Raw genomic sequence first — 16,179 nt, forward strand, 5'->3', positions numbered from 1 at the left:
GCCTAGCTCTCCATCTTCTTGACGATCTTCTGGACGGTGAGCCAGGTGCGGGTGGTGATTTCCTTGCTGTAGGTCTTCTCCATCCGGGCCATGAAGTTCGGGGTGCGGGGTTCGGTGTTGTCGATGACCGCGAGGACGACGCGGGCGGCAGTGTCGTAGCCGACGATCTCGACGCCGGGTTCGGGGTGCTCGCGCAGCTCTTTCGCAACGTTCGGCGGCGCCTGTTTGAGGAAGGTCGCGATGAGGTAGGTGCCGCGGCCGTGGGTCAGGCCCGGGAACGGATCGGTGTCGAGCAGGTCGCGCAGTTCGTCGTAGGTGCGCACGATGGTGCCGCCCGGAATTCCGAGTTCGCTGTTCAGGGCATCCTGGATGCGGGCTTCCAACTTCGCGATATCGGTATCCGCGGTACGGAAGACCACATTGCCACTGGCCAACACCGTGGCGACCTTCTCGAATCCGAGCCCCTCGAACACCCCGCGCAGCTTCTCCCCCTTCATATTGGGGTTCGTCGGCATGATCCCGCGCAACAGCGCCGCGTACCTGTTCATATCGCTGACCGTACCCACTGCCGCCGATCCTCATCGAGGGCAGTCGAATGGTTGCTCGAACCGAGGCCGGGAACCACCATTTGACTACCGTCGACGACCCGGCCGTCCCGCTCAGCGCGCGACGCATCGGGCCGGGTGGGTTAAGCCGACTGGGTGGCGCCGTTCTTTTTGCGCTCGATGTCTTCCAGTGCGGCAACGTATTTGGCGCGCTCCTCGGCGCCGGCCTCCCAGGTCGCCTTGCGGTTCTTGACGACCTTGGCGGGCGCGCCGACGGCAATGCTGTAGTCCGGAATCTCGCCCTTGACCACCGCATGCGCACCGAGCACACAGCCGCGGCCGACGCGGGTTTCGCGCAGCACCGTCACCTTGGCGGCGATCCAGGTATCCGGACCGATGCGGACCGGGCTCTTGACGATGCCCTGATCCTTGATCGGCATATTGATGTCGTCCATGCGGTGGTCGAAGTCGCAGATGTAGCACCAATCGGCGACCAGCGTGGATTCACCGATCTCGATATCGAGGTAGGTGTTGACCACATTGTCCTTACCGAAGACCACCTTGTCGCCGATGCGCAGCGAACCCTCATGGCAGCGAATGGCATTGCCGTCGCCGATATGCACCCAGCGGCCGATCTCCATCCGGCCCAATTCGGGGGTCGCGTGGATCTCGACGCGCTTGCCGAGGAACACCATGCCGCGCAGCACGATATGCGGATTGGCCGCCTTGAATTTGAACAGCCGGTAGTACCGCACCAGATACCAAGGCGTGTACGCCTTGTTCGCGAGCACCCAGCGCAGCGACGCCAGCGTCAGAAATCGCGCTTGCTGCGGATCCCGGCGGCGCGAGCCGCGCCACCGCGAGCGCAACGGTGCGCCCCACATGCTCGTCACGAAGTCATCTCCTGTCATGGTCCTTGACATGGCGACCGTCCTGGTCGCGACGGCTAGAGCTTATCCCGTCGGAGAACACCGCCGGGACCCGTACAACGTCGGCGGACCCTCCCGTACAGTGATCGCTGCGCCGCCGACGGCGGCGAACCTCCACGCGGGCGGTGGTGCGCGTACCCGGGGGTCGACACGCTTTCGGTCACGTCCCCAGCGGGCAACGACGACAGGAGTGCAGCAGGTGCGAAGCGGCGGCGTACTGGCCAACCCGGCGCGCGGGCTCACCCTGTCCCGACTGGGAGCGGCGGCGGCGATCGGCGCACTGGTATTGACGGGCTGCGGCACCGACGTCGACGACATTACCGTCGGATCGGGCAAGGGCTGGACCACCGCACACCACGACGGCCGCAACAGTGGCGTCAGCCCGGTCACCGGCTCGCGCAAACTGTCGCTGAGCTGGTCGCGGCCGGTCGGTGGGCCGGTCGAGGAACCCCTGACGCTCGGCCCGGACGGACAAATGTTCGTCACCACCCTGACCCCGAACAACTGCGCCATTCTCTCGCTGCAGATGCCGACCGGCCGCAAGCGCTTCTGCAACGTGCTGGGACCGAATGCGATCTCCGCGCCCGCGGTGGTCGACAGTGGCACCAATGTCTACGTCGGCGACGACAGCGGGGTCAGTGCGTTCAACTCCATCGGGCAGCCGCGCTGGCGGACTCCCGTTGCGGGCGTACCGGTTTCGGCGCAGTTCACCGGCGACGGGAATATCCTGACGGTCACCCAGTCCGGTCAGATGGATGTGCTGAGCCGCCAGACCGGTGCGCGCGTCGTCAGCACCACCCAACTGCTGGGCGATCCCGATTTCCTGGAGTACCCGGATCTCACCCGACCCGCGTCCGGACAGGGTCTCGACGACTGCGCGATCGGCGGACCGCAGTGCCCGGTCGCCAATATCTCGCCGATCGAGGTGTCCAGCGGCCGCTTCTTCGTCACGCTGTGGAAGCCGGGCAAGCCGATCGCCGCACTGGTCGCATTGCGCTACGCCGACAATAAGATTCAGCAGGAATGGAGCGCGGACCTGCTCACCGACGGCAGCGCGACCAGTCCTACGCTGTCCGCTGACGGCCGCACCGTCTACGTCGGCGACAACTCCAAGCGCCTCATCGCGGTCGACGCCGCCGACGGCCGGACCAAATGGGTACAGCCCCTGGATTGGGCGCCGCGCGGCGGCATTTCGGTCTCCAACGACGGCCTGATCATCCCGGCCGGCGACGACGGCCACTTGCTCGCCCTGCGCGACAAGGGCGACGCTGCCGAAATCGCCTGGGAACGCAAGGATCTCACCCTGCGCGGCATCCCCGTCCAGACCGCGGGCGACACCGGCTACACCGCCGCCGCCATCGGCGACGGCATCAACCTGATCACCTTCGACACCAAGACCGGCACAACCGTCGACTCGGACGTCCTGCCGAACGCCAAGGGCACCACCACCGGCACCTCCATCGGCCCCAAGGGCGAGGTAGTCCTCGCCACCCGCATCGGCGAAGTCTTCACCTTCAAACCCGAGCAGTAGACGCTCGGGTGGCGTCGACAGCAGCTTGCATTCCCGAAGCCAGGAGCGCTGTCCGTGGCAGGCTTGCAGCTCAGTGCTGGATCCTCGATCACCATTTCCCGGGGGCGAGCTCAATCCTGGACGCCTGATCACCACGCGCTGGCGGCGGCGAATATCGAGGCGGCCCGCCATCAGCACATTCTCGATGCCAGCGAGTGCGGGTTAGGGCGCTAGGTGACGTTAGGTGCAGAGGAAGGCGGCGGCGGTGCGAGATAGGCGGGTCAGGATGAGGGTGTAGGGGGTGGTGCCGCGGAGTTTGAGGCGTTTGCGGAGGGCGTCGGGGTCTATGTCCAGGCCGCGGATGCGGATCTCCAGGGCGCCGCAGTTGCGGCGGGCCAATTCTTGGCGGAGGGTTTTTTCGCGGAATTCCAGGCGGTCGAGGATGCGGAAGCCGCGGACGCCGTGGGGGACGGTGTCGCCGGTCAAGTAGGCGATCTGCGGGTCCAGTTGCCACAGGCCGTATTCGGCAGCGTAGTGGCGCACCAGGCCTGCGCGGACGATGGCGCCATCGGGGTCGACGATCCACTCGCCGGGGGGCTGTTCCGGAATATCGTCGGGGGCGGCGTCGGTGTAGGTGACGGATTCGCCGCCGGAGGTGAGAACTGTTGCGCGGCGGGTGATGTCGCTGTCGGAGAGGCCCGGCGACCACAGGCAGGCCTCGCGGACGGCGCCGTCGAGGGAGACGACCTCGATCTCACCCGGCCAGTTCAGGCGGTCGAAATCCAGTCCGGGAGCGCACTTTACGGCTAGATCGCGGCCAGGATAGGCGGCAAGCAGATCCGGGAGCGGGGGTTGTAGTTTGGCCGGATCGTGGGTGCGGCGACCGTCCGCGCGGCGGGCAGGATCGGCGATGACGACGGTGCCGGTGCTGGTCGGGACGAGGGCATCGGCCTTGGCCAGCAGGACATTTCGGGATGCGCCGAGATTGTGTGCGGCCATGGACAGGCGCACATCGTCGAGGTCACTGCCGAGTACGGAAGGGCAGGTGCGGGCCAATTCGGCGAGTTCCGCGCCGATCGAGCAGGTCACATCGTGTACGGCACGCCCGGACAGGCGGGCGGCGCGATGGCGGGCCACCAGCGTCGGCGTCGCCTGTTGCAGTGCGTCATCGGTGAACAACCACTGTCCGGTATCGACGAGTTTGGCCGCGGCACGGCGGCGCAGGCGCACCGTTTCCACGAGAGCGGCCGACCGCTCGCCGAATTCGCGACGCACCCGCTCCATATCGCGCAGGTGCGTCGCGGGAGTCAACTCCAGCCGATCCACCTCGGCCAGCGCGGCGCAACCCGCCGCGCTGGCGAGGAAGACGACATCCTCAAGGCCGAAGCGGTAACCCACTACTTGGCGGCAGCGCCCGGCTTCACGCCGGTGATCATGGCGTTGTAGAAGAACTGGCGCGGCACGACACGGCGCATGACGTTCTCGTCCAACCAGCTCAGCCGCAGCCACGCACGGTACATGGCCATCCGGTAGCCCATGGTGAGCTTCTCCTCCGGGACAGCCGCCTCGAAGGTGCGCACCGGCCAGCCCCACAGCGCCGCCGCGAACTCCTCGGTGTTCGCCTTGACCTCGGTGGCGCCGGCGCGCCGGGCCATCGCCTCGAGGTCGCTCGGATCGAAGGTGTGCAGGTCGACGACCGCCTCCAGCGCCGCGGCGCGCGAGGACTCGTCCAGTTCGGCCTGCGGACGCCGCCACCCCGACAGTGCGGGCAGCTTGGTCACGGTGGTGGTGGCCTTCCAGGTGATGCGGCCGAGCCAGCGGGCGTAGAAGTTGCCCGCGGTGGTCGGTTCACCGGCGAAGACGAAACGCCCACCCGGCTTGAGCACGCGCAGGCATTCCTTGAGTGCCAGTTCCACGTCCGGGATGTGGTGCAGCACCGCGTGGCCGACGACGAGATCGAAGGTGTCGTCCTCGTACGGGATGGTCTCGGCATCGGCGACCCGGCCGTCGACATCGAGCCCGAGGTTCTCGGCATTGCGCAGTGCGACCTTCACCATGCCCGGCGACAGATCGGTGACCGAACCGGACTTCGCGATGCCACCCTGCATGAGGTTCAGCAGGAAGAAGCCGGTGCCACAGCCCAGTTCCAGCGCGCGCTCGTACGGCAGCGGCGCGGGGCCGACCGCGGCGTCGAACCGGCCGCGGGCATAGTCGATACAGCGCTCGTCATAGGAAATCGACCACTTGTCGTCATAGGTCTCGGCTTCCCAGTCGTGATAGAGCACCTGGGCGAGCTTCGTATCCTTCAGCGCTGCTTCGACCTCGGCCTCGGTGGCATGCGGGTTCGGCGCCGGGTCATCGGGGTGGACCGTCATGGTGGGCTAGCCTAGCCAACCCTCCGCCGCGCGTCTGCAGCGGACCAGTGAGTAGGACGTGATTTCGCCCCGTCGCCCCGGCCCCCGAGACTCGTTCTGGTTCTGAACCTGCCCGCTGATCTACCCCCGCACCACCGCGTGCCCCTGATGCGCCCGGCAACCTGGGGCTCGAGTAGGACCCACGATCATCGAGTGCCGCGAAAGCCGCACCACGCACCGTGCAGGAACGTGTTCCTGTTTATGGTTCGAATCGGCACTCGGATCGCCCAAACCCGACCCAACGGACCGCTGCACCGCAAATCCTGACTACCGACCAGTAACGATAAGCAAGCCAAACCGAACCGCCAGCCGGATGCGTCGATGCCCGCCTAGTGCCCGTCAGCGCCCGACGAAAGTCGCCGAGCCTGGGCCGTCGGCCAGGTAGGACTCGGTGCCGATGCGGCGGTCTTCGGTGGTGAAGAGGGCGGCCCATTCGGTGCGGGCGCGGTCCAGGCCGTGGGGGCCTGCTTCGAAGACGGCTTTCGCGGCGGCGAGGGCGCGGGTGGGGCCGTCGGTGAATTGTTGGGCCCAGCGGATGGCGGTGGTGTAGACGTCATCGGGGGCAACGACCTCGTCGACCAGGCCGAGAGTGAGTGCTTCGTCGGGCTCGACGAAGCGGCCGGTGTAGACGAGGTCTTTAGCGGGGCCGGGGCCGATCAGCAGCGATAGGCGGCGGATGCCTGCGAGCGGGATGAGGCCCGCTTTGATTTGCGGCAGGCCGAGTTTGACGTTGTCGCCGATGATGCGGCGGTCGGCGGCGAGGGCCAATTCCAGGCCGCCGCCGAGGCAGTATCCGCTGATCGCGGCGACGGTGGGCTGGGGCACCTTGGCCAGGCAGCCCAGTGCCGCCTGCAGATCGGCGGCCATGGCTTCGGCCTGATCCGGGCCGAGCCCGGAGAGTTCGGCGAGGTCGTCGCCCGCGCAGAAGACCCGCTCGTCGCCGTAGACGACCAATGCCGCGACCCCGGGGTGTGCGGCGACAACCGCCGCCGCGTCGGCCACCTCCCGTACCAGCTGCGCATTCAGCAGATTCAGCGGCGGACGGTCGATCCGGAGGACGGCAACGCCACGGACGGCGGGATCCTCGGGCAACTCCAGGGTCACGAATTCGGCCATGGCAGGAAACCTACTGCCTCATGGGCGCGCGGATCCCCTGAGCCTGCTGGTATCCGGCATTCCGGCGAAGTAGCGCTGGTTTTCCGGGAATTCGAGCACCTGCCGCCCGTTGTCACCGGTGAGCACCGGCATGATCGGTTCGATCACCCGGTCGATGGCCAGAATCTCCGCCGTGGAAGCGAATTCGGCGATGGCATCGAGCTGCGACCAGGTCGGCGGCAACAGCACATCGGTGCCCGCACGCCAGCGGTCGAGCTCGTCCGCCGCGGTGCGCCATTGCACCTCGGCCGCCTCGGTGGTGGCCCCGTCGGCCAACTGCCCCTGCGGCAGCACCGCGACGAAGAACCGGGTGTCATAGCGCCGCGGCTCGATCACCGGGGTTATCCAATTCGCCCACGGCCGCAACAGATCCGCGCGCAGCACCAGTTTCTCTTCGGCGAGGAAGGCCGCCAGCGACACTTCGCGGCGCTCCAGTCGAGTCCGGGCATCGTGGTAGCCAGTGGTATCGGAGACGACGGTGTCGGCCGTCGGTCCGGCCAGTAGAACCCCGCACTCCTCGAAGGTTTCGCGCACTGCGGCGGCAACGAGCGCCTTGGCCCTCGGCTCGGTGGTGCCGAATTTCGCCGCCCACCAAGCGGGTTCGGGTCCGGCCCATTCGATATCGGCAGTTCCGTCCGACGGATCGACACCGCCGCCAGGGAAAACTGTCATACCAGCGGCGAAGGCCATCGCCCCGACCCGGCGCTGCAGGAACACCTCGGGCCCGGTGGCACCGTCACGCACCAACATCACCGTCGACGCGTCCTTGGGCGACGGAATGGGCTCCTGCGCGTTCGTCTCACTCACTCCTGCACCCTAACGCCTGCTTGTTTTACACCGTAATCCACATCACGGGCTCAGCGCGAACGGTGCCGCCCCAAACGACGCGCGCGACGCGCGAAGTACCGGCCATCGACGCGATCCAGCGCGATCGACTGACGGAAAGCCTCGCTCAGGTTCTCGGCGGTGAGCACATCCGGCAGCAAACCCTGTGCGACGACCGCGCCCTCGTTCAGCAGCAGGCCATGGGTGAAGCCCGGCGGAATCTCCTCGACATGGTGGGTCACCAGAACCATGGCCGGGGAATCGGGATCCGAGGCCAGATCACCGAGGCGTTCCACCAACTCCTCACGGCCACCCAGATCCAGACCGGCGGCGGGCTCGTCGAGCAGCAGCAGCTCCGGATCGGTCATCATCGCGCGGGCGATCAGCACCCGCTTGCGCTCCCCCTCGGACAACGTTCCGTAGGTGCGATCGGAAAGATGTTCGGCGCCGAGGCTTTCGAGCATATCGATGGCGCGGTCGGTATCCATATCGTCGTAACGCTCGCGCCAGCGACCGAGGACCGCGTAACCGGCGGAGACCACCAGATCGCTGACCTTCTCGTCACGCGGAATCCGGCTGGCCACCGAGGCCGAGGACCAGCCGATGCGCGGTCGTAGCTCGCTGACATCGGTTTTGCCGATGACTTCACCGAGCAGATGGGCGATGCCCGAGGTCGGATGCACTTCGGCGGCGGCCATACGGAGCAGCGAGGTCTTGCCCGCGCCGTTGGGTCCGAGGACCACCCAGCGTTCGTCGAGCTCGACCTGCCAGGTGACCGGGCCGACGAGGGTGTGCCCCGAGCGTCGGATGGTCACGTCGGTGAAATCAATGAGCAGATCGGGATCCGGTTGCGGCACGGGCTCCATCTTGGCTCAAATCCGCTGTGTTCGTACGACCGACCCATGCCGGTAGCCACGACGTGGCCATTCGTCCGCCACGACGTGCCTTCGCGGACGGTGCGCGCACCGCTCCCGGCGGATTTTCGGCGGCTCGTCGGTGGAGCGGAACATCCGCGCGACGATCAGCGCCAGCGGAATCGAGCAACCTACCCAAACGGCGAGTATCACCAACAGCGTCGTCATCGTGATGGCCTCCGGCAAGTGGTGTGCGGGCGGTCCTGTCGCGTCGAACCTACCCAGATCGGGCCCGGGTGAATCCCCCTGGCGCCGAACAGCGAAACATCTACACTGCTTGATCGCCTGTTGGACCTGCAGTGCAAATCAGTTGCGAGGCAATTCACTCCCAGGCAATCAGTATTGCCCGGGTACCGCGATCACAGTTATCGACCCCGGAGCGACCTCGGTGAAACCGGCGTCGCGCACCGCGACGGCCTGTCCACGAGACACTTGCTCGCACAGCGACGCCCACTGCTCCGGTCCGGATTCGCGCACCGCGCATCGGAACTCACGCCGCGACCACCGCAGCGCCTCGTCCACGGCAAGCGCACCGGCTAGCAACATGCTGGCGTGACCGACCTGAGCGGCAGCCTTGCCGAGCGTCATGCCGAGTTTCGCATTCACCCACAGCACCGGCAGATCGGGATCGGCGGGTCCGGGATCGTCGTGTTCGAGATCGGTGCCGTTGATCTGCAGCCGCCTGATCCGCGGATCGACCTCGCCCACCGGCCCCGGCACGAATGCCCGCGCCTGCGCACCGTCCACCTCGACGGTCACCCCGTCGACCTCGTTGGCCGCCAGCCACTGCGCACCGCGCGCCCGCCGCGCCACCTTGCGGATCCGCGACCGCTTCCAGGCCAGGAACCGCTGCTCCCACACCCCGTCGGGCCCGACTCGCTCATCCAGGCACAGCGCCACCGTGGCCGCCGCCGCGGCCTCCAGCAGCGCACTGCGCCGCGGCGGATCGATCTTCGGAATGTGCAGCACCATCTGCATGGCCTGCACGAGAGCGGGATCCTCCGGATCGCCGAGACCGCCGTACCCGCGCGCCAGCTCCGCATGCCGAACGCGGAAACCCTCGACACCCGTTGACGATTCGGGCTCCGCTGTACCACCGTCCCGGACTCCGGCGGTGCTCTCCGGGATACTCGACATCACTCCACCTCGATCGTCAACATGCTGCGCGGCCGCGACCTCCCACGGCAGGTCGCACTCGAGTGCAAGCTTCATGATGCCCGCCGCATTCCCGCTGAAGCCCTGTAGCGCCGAACCGTCTGGAGGGACTTCCGCACCACAGCCTCCGGGGATATTCGCGGGACGTGACTCAGCTGCCGACGAGCGGGACGCGACGGATTCCGCCGTCGCGGGCATCGGCGGCCTCCACCTCGTCGCGGGTCACGCCGAGGATGAACAGGACCGCGTCCAGGTAAGGATGCGACAGCGCCGCATCGGCGACCTCGCGCAATGCGGGCTTGGCATTGAAGGCGACGCCGAGCCCAGCCGCATTGAGCATGTCGATGTCGTTGGCGCCGTCGCCGACGGCCACGGTCTGCTCCATCGGCACCCCCGCCTCCGCCGCGAATTTGCGCAGCGCGGTGGCCTTGAAGGCACGGTCGACGATCTCGCCGACCACCCGGCCGGTCAGCTTGCCGTCCACGACCTCGAGCGTATTCGCCTGCACGAAGTCCAATTCCAGTTCGTGTGCGAGCGGTTCGATCACCTGACGGAAGCCACCCGACACCACACCGCAGCGGAATCCGATGCGGCGCAGAGTCCGAATGGTGGTGCGCGCGCCCGGGGTCAGCTCGATCCGGTCGGCCACCTCCTCGATCACCGATTCGTCCAGACCCTCGAGGGTCGCCACCCGCTGACGCAGCGATTCGGCGAAGTCGATTTCACCGCGCATGGCCGCCTCGGTGACCTCGCGGACCTGATCCTCCACCCCGGCGTGCGCGGCGAGCATCTCGATGACCTCGCCCTGGATCAGGGTCGAATCGACGTCGAAGACGATGAGCCGCTTGGCCCGGCGGGCCAGTCCGGCCCGCTCCACCGCGACGTCCACCTGTTCGGCGACCGCGACCTCGGCCAGCGCCGTGCGCAGCCGTGCATCGGAATCGGGTCCGGTATCGGTCGCGGTGACCAGGAGTTCCATCCCGGTAACCGGGTAGTCGGCAATGCCGCGGATGGTGTCGATATTGGCGCCGAGCGCGGCGAGCTGACGGGAGACCGAACTGAATGCGCGCGCGGTCACCGGCGCGCCGAGGATGACCACCGCATGGGTGGACATCGGCTGCCTGCCGATCTGCGCGTCAACCTCGACATCGACATGCATGCCGACGGTATTCATCGCCTCTTCGAGCTCGTCCTGCAGCGCCTCCGGATCGCTCGGGCAGGTGACCAGCACGCCGAGGGTCAGTCGGCCACGGATGACGACCTGCTCCACATCCAGCAGGCTCACGTGGTGCCGCGACATCGCCGCGAGCAGCACGGAGGTCACACCGGGCCGGTCGGGTCCGGTGACGGTGACGAGGACGGTGGTGTCGGCCAACTGAGGTGCTCCAAGTTAGTTGTTTGCCGTAGCTGTGCTGGACCCCGGTGTCGCAACGCTGCGGTCGGTGCTTGTCCCACAAATGAGTGTGCACCCACTGATGATCAGCAGGTGCACACTCATCGTGGCGACGCTACTGCATTGCCGGGTACCTCTATGGCAGACAATGTAGTTGCTCACTCGCCTGGACGGCTGACGCTATGCGCGCTTGGACGGACGAATGTCCGGCCACCGCCTAATGCTTTGCCAAGGCGCCTTCGTGCACCTCGGTGGCATGTTTGCCCGAACCCCAGCCCACATGGGCCTCGGCCCGCATCCGCTCGACCATGTGCGGGTAGTGCAGCTCGAAGGCGGGACGCTCGGACCGGATGCGCGGCAGCTCGTAGAAGTTGTGCCGCGGCGGCGGGCAGGTGGTGGCCCACTCCAGCGAGTTGCCGTAACCCCACGGATCATCGACGGTGACCACTTCGCCGTAGCGGTAGCTCTTGAACACGTTCCAGATGAACGGCAGCATCGACGCGCCCAGGATGAAGGCGCCGATCGTGGAAATGGTGTTCAGCGTGGTGAATCCGTCGCCGGGCAGGTAGTCGGCGTAGCGGCGCGGCATGCCTTCGGCGCCCAGCCAGTGCTGCACCAGGAAGGTGGTGTGGAAGCCGATGAAGGTGGTCCAGAAGTGCCACTTGCCGAGGCGCTCGTCCAGCATGCGTCCGGTGATCTTCGGGAACCAGAAGTAGATACCGGCGTAGGTGGCGAACACGATGGTGCCGAAGAGCACGTAGTGGAAGTGCGCGACGACGAAGTACGAGTCGGTGACGTGGAAGTCGAGCGGCGGGCTGGCAAGGATGACACCGGACAGACCACCGAAGAGGAAGGTGACCAGGAAGCCGAGGGAGAACAGCATCGGCGTCTCGAAGGTCAGCTGGCCGCGCCACATGGTGCCGATCCAGTTGAAGAACTTCACGCCGGTCGGGACGGCGATCAGGAAGGTCATGAACGAGAAGTACGGCAGCAGCACGGCGCCGGTGGCGTACATGTGGTGCGCCCACACCGCGATCGACAGCGCAGCGATGCCCAGTGTCGCGTAGACCAGCGTGGTGTAACCGAAGATCGGCTTACGCGAGAAGACCGGGAAGATCTCCGAGACGATGCCGAAGAACGGCAGCGCGATGATGTACACCTCGGGGTGGCCGAAGAACCAGAACAGGTGCTGGTAGAGCAGGATGCCGCCGGTGGCCGGGTCGTAGATGTGCCCGCCGAGGTGACGGTCGTAGGCCAGGCCGAACAGCGCGGCGGTCAGCAGCGGGAAGGCGAGCAGCACGAGGACGCTGGTGACGGCGATGTTCCAGGTGAAGATCGGCATCCGGAACATAGTCATACCGGGGGCACGCAGGCAGACCACGGTGGTCAGCATGTTGACGCCACCGAGGATGGTGCCCAGACCGGAGACCGCGAGGCCGAGGATCCACAGGTCGGTGCCGACGCCGGGCGAGTGCAGGATGTCGGTCAGCGGCACGTACGCCGTCCAACCGAAGTCCGCGGCGCCGCCGGGGGTGATGAAGCCCGCGGTCGCCATGGTCGCGCCGAAGGCGTACAGCCAGTAGCTGAAGGCATTCAGTCGCGGGAAGGCGACGTCGGGGGCGCCGATCTGCAGCGGCAGGACGATATTGGCGAAGCCGAACACGATCGCGGTCGCATAGAACAGCAGCATGATCGTGCCGTGCATGGTGAACAGCTGGTTGAACTGCTCGGGAGACAGGAACTGCAGACCCGGCCGGGCCAGCTCACCACGCATCAGCAGGGCCATCAGACCACCGATGATGAAGAACGCCATCGAGGTGGTCAGGTACATGACACCGAGGACCTTGGGGTCGGTGGTCGTGACCATCTTGACGATGAACGAGCCCTTCGGCCCGGTCCGAGCCGGATACGGCCGAGTCGCTTCCAACTGAGGGACTGGCTTTGGCTCTACGGCAGTCACTGATCCTCCTGAAAGGTGCCTTTAGGTCGCTCCGCAGGCTCCGCTGCTCGCATCCGCCCCACTACCGGGGACAGACGAGGAGTTCGCTTGCGCTCTTGAGATCGTAAACCGTGCTGCGACAGCCATCCGCACGGGTCCTACTCTGTGTCGTATTTCGCGGTAAGGGCGACTACGCCGACGATCGAAATCCGGCACCGAGCGACCTGCAAGCAGTCGCTAGCGATGACTTTTCCGACCAGCCGACGTCTCTACCGGTGACAGTGATCCACTTCTCGGCAAGGAGACTTTGATGAGTACAGCATCGCGTAGCGATTCGATGGGGGGCGGCGGTCGGGCGACGGGTGGGCCCGCACCTGAGACCGGCGATCCCTGCTGGGTCGACGTTTACACCTCTGATCCAGACCGGGCCATTGCCTTCTACGGCCAGTTGTTCGGCTGGACCGCAGACCGCGCGGACGAGGAGTTCGGCGGTTACATCACCTTCCGCAAAGACGGTAAGGCCGTCGCGGGCGGCATGGGCAAGACCGAGGACGGGGTCGAGGGCCCCGATCAATGGACGGTCTACCTCGCTTCGCCCGATGCCAAGGCCACCGCCGACGCGGCCGCCGAGCACGGCGGCACGGTCGTCGTGCCGCCCATGGATGTGAGCGATCTCGGCGCGATGGCCGTACTCGGCGATGTCGGCGGCGCGGGCATCGGCATCTGGCAGACCGGCACCTTCGGCGGTTTCGAGACCATCGGCATCGCCTCGGGCGGCACCTGGAGCAACCACGTCGGCATCCCGTCCTGGTTCGAACTGCACACCCGCGACTACGCCCGCTCGCTCGACTTCTACCGCGACGTCTTCGGCTGGAGCGATACCTTCGCCATCTCCGACACCCCGGAGTTCCGCTACACCACCATCCACGCCACCACTCCGATGCTCGGCGGTGTCATGGATGCCTCGGCCTTCCTGCCCGAGGGTGTACCGGCGGGCTGGACCGTCTACTTCGGCGCCGATGACGTCGACGCGGCCGCCGCGAAGGTCGTCGAACTGGGCGGCACCGTGCTGGCGCAGCCCGAGAACACCCCCTACGGCCGGATCGCACAGGTCGCCGATCCGACCGGCGCGCGCTTCAGCATCGGCGGCAATGCCGGGTAGCCGATCCGACGGCCGCGCGGGATCCGCTGTACAACAACGGGATTCCGCGCGGTCGCGGACATGGTCCGGATGCGACGTGCACGCGGTGGTGGCCTTCGCGTCCCGGCACCCACGCCACGCGGTACCCTCACCCGCATGCCGGTGAGCGCCCCTGTTCGGACCCGAAACCGCACCGTTAGCGACTGCTTGCAGGTCGCTCGAAACCGCACAGACTCCCCCCGATACAGCACCGCCAGGAATCGCGCGGTCCGGCACGGGGGCACCGCGGTCGCCCTGCTCTGCGCCGCATTGCTCGTCGTGGGCTGCAGTCAGCAGGACGACGCCAGCTCGATCATTCGCACCACGACGAATATCGCGGGCGCGGGTGTGGTCGGCCTGGAACGTGACACCTCGCGGGCCTGCCCGCTGCCGATCGCACCCGACCCGTCGAACGGCAAGACCCGCACCGTCACCCACGCCGCGGGCACCTCGGAGGTGCCCGCCGATCCGCAGCGCATCGTGGTGCTGTCCACCTCCGCATTGGACGCCGCCTGCGCGGTCGGTCTGTGGGAGCGGGTCGTCGGCGCGGTCCCGATCGACGGACCCCGCTCGCAGCCCATGTATCTCGGTTACGGCGTGCTGAAGATTCCCGCGGTGGGTTCGGCGGTACAGCCCGATCTCGGGCAGATCGCCGCCCTGCATCCCGATCTGATCATCGGCGATATTTCGAGCGGCCCAGGCGGTTTCGCCGCATTGCAGGCTATCGCGCCGACCGTGCTCGCCGATCCCGGCAGCGGCTGGCAGACCGAATTCAGTACGCTCGCAGCGGGTCTCGGCCGTCGCAATGCGGCGACAACGGCATTGGAGAACTACCGCACCGAGGCGCGCGAGACCGGTAATGCCCTGGCCGCCAGCCAGTCCCAGGCCTCAGTGGTCCGCTTCACCGCCGATCGGGACCAGGTCCAGGGCAGCAATAGTTTCGCGGGACAGGTCCTCGCCGATGTGGGCGTACAGCGGCCGACCGCGCAGCGCGGCACCTCCTTCGACGTGACCGGGAAGGACCTGACGAAGGTCGAGGGCGACATCATCTACGTCGTCTTCGCGGGCGAGACCGGTGAAGCGCACGGTAAGACGGTGCTGCGCAGCGATGCCTGGAAGGATCTCGGCGCCGCCACCGATAAGCGCGTCTTCGCGGTCGAAGACACCGTGTGGCACGGTGACGGGCTCACCGCAGCCCGCGCCCTGCTCGCCGACCTGCGCGGCAGCTTGAACGGTTTCGTCACCGACTGAGTGTCTGTGTTGGATTGCAGCGCCTTCGGCGCTGCGTGTTCGCGGCCCCTTCTGTCTCGCGTCCGAGCCGTCGAGACTCGCGACTTCGTCGCATGCGCTTCGACGACTCGGACGCGAGACGGGCCGCGAACGGTCGCTCGTAAGACTCGCTCCGTGGTCGTTGCGAGTGACTTGATCGGTCCGCTAAGCGCGCGCACCTTGTAAGCGCGCACACCTTGGGTATGGATTCGCTCACCCTTGGAGTGCTCCCACCAGCGCTTGGGTAGCTGTCGCCAACCCCTCCCGTCAGCGAGATTAGAAGGACACCGAGAACAAGACGGATCCTTTGAGGGGACAGCACAATGAGCACTCTGGTCGAATCGCCCGCCACCAACGTCATCCAGCTGCAGCCGCGCCTGCGCAACGCGGCCGTCGTCGAGCTGCGTGCGGTCCCCACCAACTCCGGGACGCTCGCCAACGTCGAGCTCGATCGTTGGGCGAACCGGCTGGCCCGAGTGCTGATCGCCCGTGGCGCCGCCGCGAACGCGCGGATCGCGCTGGCGATCGACCCGCAGATCGAAGACACGGTTGCCACATCCGCCGTCGTCAAGCTCGGCGCGACTCCGGCATCGGTGGCAGTGGACGCGACCGCCGTCCCCGGTGCCTCCCTCGGCATCACCACCAAGGCCCGCCGCCCTGAGCTCAGCGATGACATCGACTGGCTGCTCCTGGACGACCGCTCGACGCTGCAGCGCTACCTGGTCAGCTCCGACGCCCCGATCACCGATGCCGATCGGCTGACCGAGCGGAAGTCCGCCTGACCTGCTATTCAGCCTGGCGCGCCCGAACCCGCAGAGTTCGGGCGCGCTGCGGCGCGTATGCCGGGCCCGGACGCGGCAGCGCCGCGCGACCACTTAAGCCCCTGGGACGCCGCCGATCGAACACAGTGTTGTCAATACGCCTTCGGTCGGCTCGGCGCCGGTCCAAAAT

14 protein-coding genes are annotated in these 16,179 nt (G+C 66.9%); 4 read left to right on the forward strand and 10 right to left on the reverse strand.

Annotated features, from left to right (window positions below):
- Positions 1-2 precede the first annotated feature (2 nt).
- Together OIE68_RS22440 and OIE68_RS22445 are read right to left on the reverse strand one after the other, a co-directional pair.
- Entirely contained in the window at positions 3-548 is a 546-nt protein-coding gene (locus OIE68_RS22440; RefSeq protein ID WP_327101306.1) for a DUF1697 domain-containing protein, read from the reverse strand.
- 140 nt (positions 549-688) lie between these two features.
- The gene (locus OIE68_RS22445) at positions 689-1,438 is read right to left on the reverse strand and encodes an acyltransferase (protein ID WP_040693897.1); all 750 of its coding nucleotides are present in this window, start codon (positions 1,436-1,438) and stop codon (positions 689-691) included.
- Between the two features lie 235 nt (positions 1,439-1,673).
- On the opposite strand from OIE68_RS22445, the gene OIE68_RS22450 reads away from it, so the two are divergent.
- The gene (locus OIE68_RS22450; protein ID WP_327101307.1) at positions 1,674-3,005 is read left to right on the forward strand and encodes a PQQ-binding-like beta-propeller repeat protein; all 1,332 of its coding nucleotides are present in this window, start codon (positions 1,674-1,676) and stop codon (positions 3,003-3,005) included.
- Positions 3,006-3,224: 219 nt separating this feature from the next.
- Here the strand turns inward: OIE68_RS22450 and OIE68_RS22455 are convergent, their stop codons facing one another.
- The 8 genes from OIE68_RS22455 to ctaD all read right to left on the reverse strand — a co-directional run bounded on the left by OIE68_RS22455 (position 3,225) and on the right by ctaD (position 12,800).
- Positions 3,225-4,382 (reverse strand): THUMP-like domain-containing protein, encoded by a 1,158-nt coding sequence (locus OIE68_RS22455; RefSeq protein ID WP_327101308.1) that lies wholly within the window; start codon positions 4,380-4,382, stop codon positions 3,225-3,227.
- Positions 4,382-5,359, reverse strand: coding sequence for a class I SAM-dependent methyltransferase (locus OIE68_RS22460; protein ID WP_327101309.1), 978 nt, complete (start codon positions 5,357-5,359; stop codon positions 4,382-4,384). Before OIE68_RS22460 ends, OIE68_RS22455 begins: the two co-directional genes overlap by 1 nt.
- A 378-nt stretch (positions 5,360-5,737) precedes the next feature.
- Entirely contained in the window at positions 5,738-6,514 is a 777-nt protein-coding gene (locus OIE68_RS22465) for an enoyl-CoA hydratase-related protein (protein WP_327101310.1), read from the reverse strand.
- Between the two features lie 18 nt (positions 6,515-6,532).
- Positions 6,533-7,303 (reverse strand): NUDIX hydrolase, encoded by a 771-nt coding sequence (locus OIE68_RS22470; protein WP_327101757.1) that lies wholly within the window; start codon positions 7,301-7,303, stop codon positions 6,533-6,535.
- 107 nt (positions 7,304-7,410) lie between these two features.
- On the reverse strand, positions 7,411-8,244 hold the full coding sequence (locus tag OIE68_RS22475) for an ABC transporter ATP-binding protein (RefSeq protein WP_327101311.1): 834 nt from the start codon (positions 8,242-8,244) through the stop codon (positions 7,411-7,413).
- A 384-nt stretch (positions 8,245-8,628) separates the two neighbouring features.
- Positions 8,629-9,429 (reverse strand): peptidyl-tRNA hydrolase, encoded by an 801-nt coding sequence (locus tag OIE68_RS22480; RefSeq protein WP_327101758.1) that lies wholly within the window; start codon positions 9,427-9,429, stop codon positions 8,629-8,631.
- A 169-nt stretch (positions 9,430-9,598) separates the two neighbouring features.
- Positions 9,599-10,822 carry a phosphoserine phosphatase SerB gene (gene serB / locus OIE68_RS22485; RefSeq protein ID WP_327101312.1) on the reverse strand — a complete coding sequence of 408 codons (1,224 nt, stop codon included), beginning with the start codon at positions 10,820-10,822 and terminating at the stop codon, positions 9,599-9,601.
- A 235-nt stretch (positions 10,823-11,057) separates the two neighbouring features.
- Complete coding sequence (gene ctaD, locus OIE68_RS22490; protein WP_327101313.1) at positions 11,058-12,800, reverse strand: cytochrome c oxidase subunit I; 1,743 nt, start codon at positions 12,798-12,800, stop codon at positions 11,058-11,060.
- Between the two features lie 316 nt (positions 12,801-13,116).
- Here ctaD and OIE68_RS22495 point away from each other — a divergent pair, with 316 nt between their 5' ends.
- The 3 genes from OIE68_RS22495 to OIE68_RS22505 all read left to right on the forward strand — a co-directional run bounded on the left by OIE68_RS22495 (position 13,117) and on the right by OIE68_RS22505 (position 16,010).
- A complete protein-coding gene (locus OIE68_RS22495; RefSeq protein ID WP_327101759.1) occupies positions 13,117-13,941 on the forward strand; it encodes a VOC family protein in 825 nt (274 codons plus the stop codon).
- A 135-nt stretch (positions 13,942-14,076) separates the two neighbouring features.
- Complete coding sequence (locus OIE68_RS22500; RefSeq protein WP_327101314.1) at positions 14,077-15,210, forward strand: ABC transporter substrate-binding protein; 1,134 nt, start codon at positions 14,077-14,079, stop codon at positions 15,208-15,210.
- Positions 15,211-15,551: 341 nt separating this feature from the next.
- The gene (locus OIE68_RS22505) at positions 15,552-16,010 is read left to right on the forward strand and encodes a hypothetical protein (RefSeq protein ID WP_327101315.1); all 459 of its coding nucleotides are present in this window, start codon (positions 15,552-15,554) and stop codon (positions 16,008-16,010) included.
- The last annotated feature ends 169 nt before the right edge of the window (positions 16,011-16,179 follow it).

This window comes from Nocardia vinacea (assembly GCF_035920345.1).
Lineage (GTDB): Bacteria > Actinomycetota > Actinomycetes > Mycobacteriales > Mycobacteriaceae > Nocardia > Nocardia vinacea_A.

Bases quoted from the DNA above. Each gene is read 5' to 3' on its own strand.
- OIE68_RS22440 (WP_327101306.1), bottom strand. From the start codon at position 548: ATGAACAGGTACGCGGCGCTGTTGCGCGGGATCATGCCGACGAACCCC.
- OIE68_RS22465 (WP_327101310.1), bottom strand. From the start codon at position 6,514: ATGGCCGAATTCGTGACCCTGGAGTTGCCCGAGGATCCCGCCGTCCGT.
- OIE68_RS22460 (WP_327101309.1), bottom strand. From the start codon at position 5,359: ATGACGGTCCACCCCGATGACCCGGCGCCGAACCCGCATGCCACCGAG.
- OIE68_RS22475 (WP_327101311.1), bottom strand. From the start codon at position 8,244: ATGGAGCCCGTGCCGCAACCGGATCCCGATCTGCTCATTGATTTCACC.
- OIE68_RS22470 (WP_327101757.1), bottom strand. From the start codon at position 7,303: ATGTTGGTGCGTGACGGTGCCACCGGGCCCGAGGTGTTCCTGCAGCGC.
- OIE68_RS22480 (WP_327101758.1), bottom strand. From the start codon at position 9,429: ATGTCGAGTATCCCGGAGAGCACCGCCGGAGTCCGGGACGGTGGTACA.
- OIE68_RS22495 (WP_327101759.1), top strand. From the start codon at position 13,117: ATGGGGGGCGGCGGTCGGGCGACGGGTGGGCCCGCACCTGAGACCGGC.
- OIE68_RS22505 (WP_327101315.1), top strand. From the start codon at position 15,552: ATGAGCACTCTGGTCGAATCGCCCGCCACCAACGTCATCCAGCTGCAG.
- OIE68_RS22500 (WP_327101314.1), top strand. From the start codon at position 14,077: ATGCCGGTGAGCGCCCCTGTTCGGACCCGAAACCGCACCGTTAGCGAC.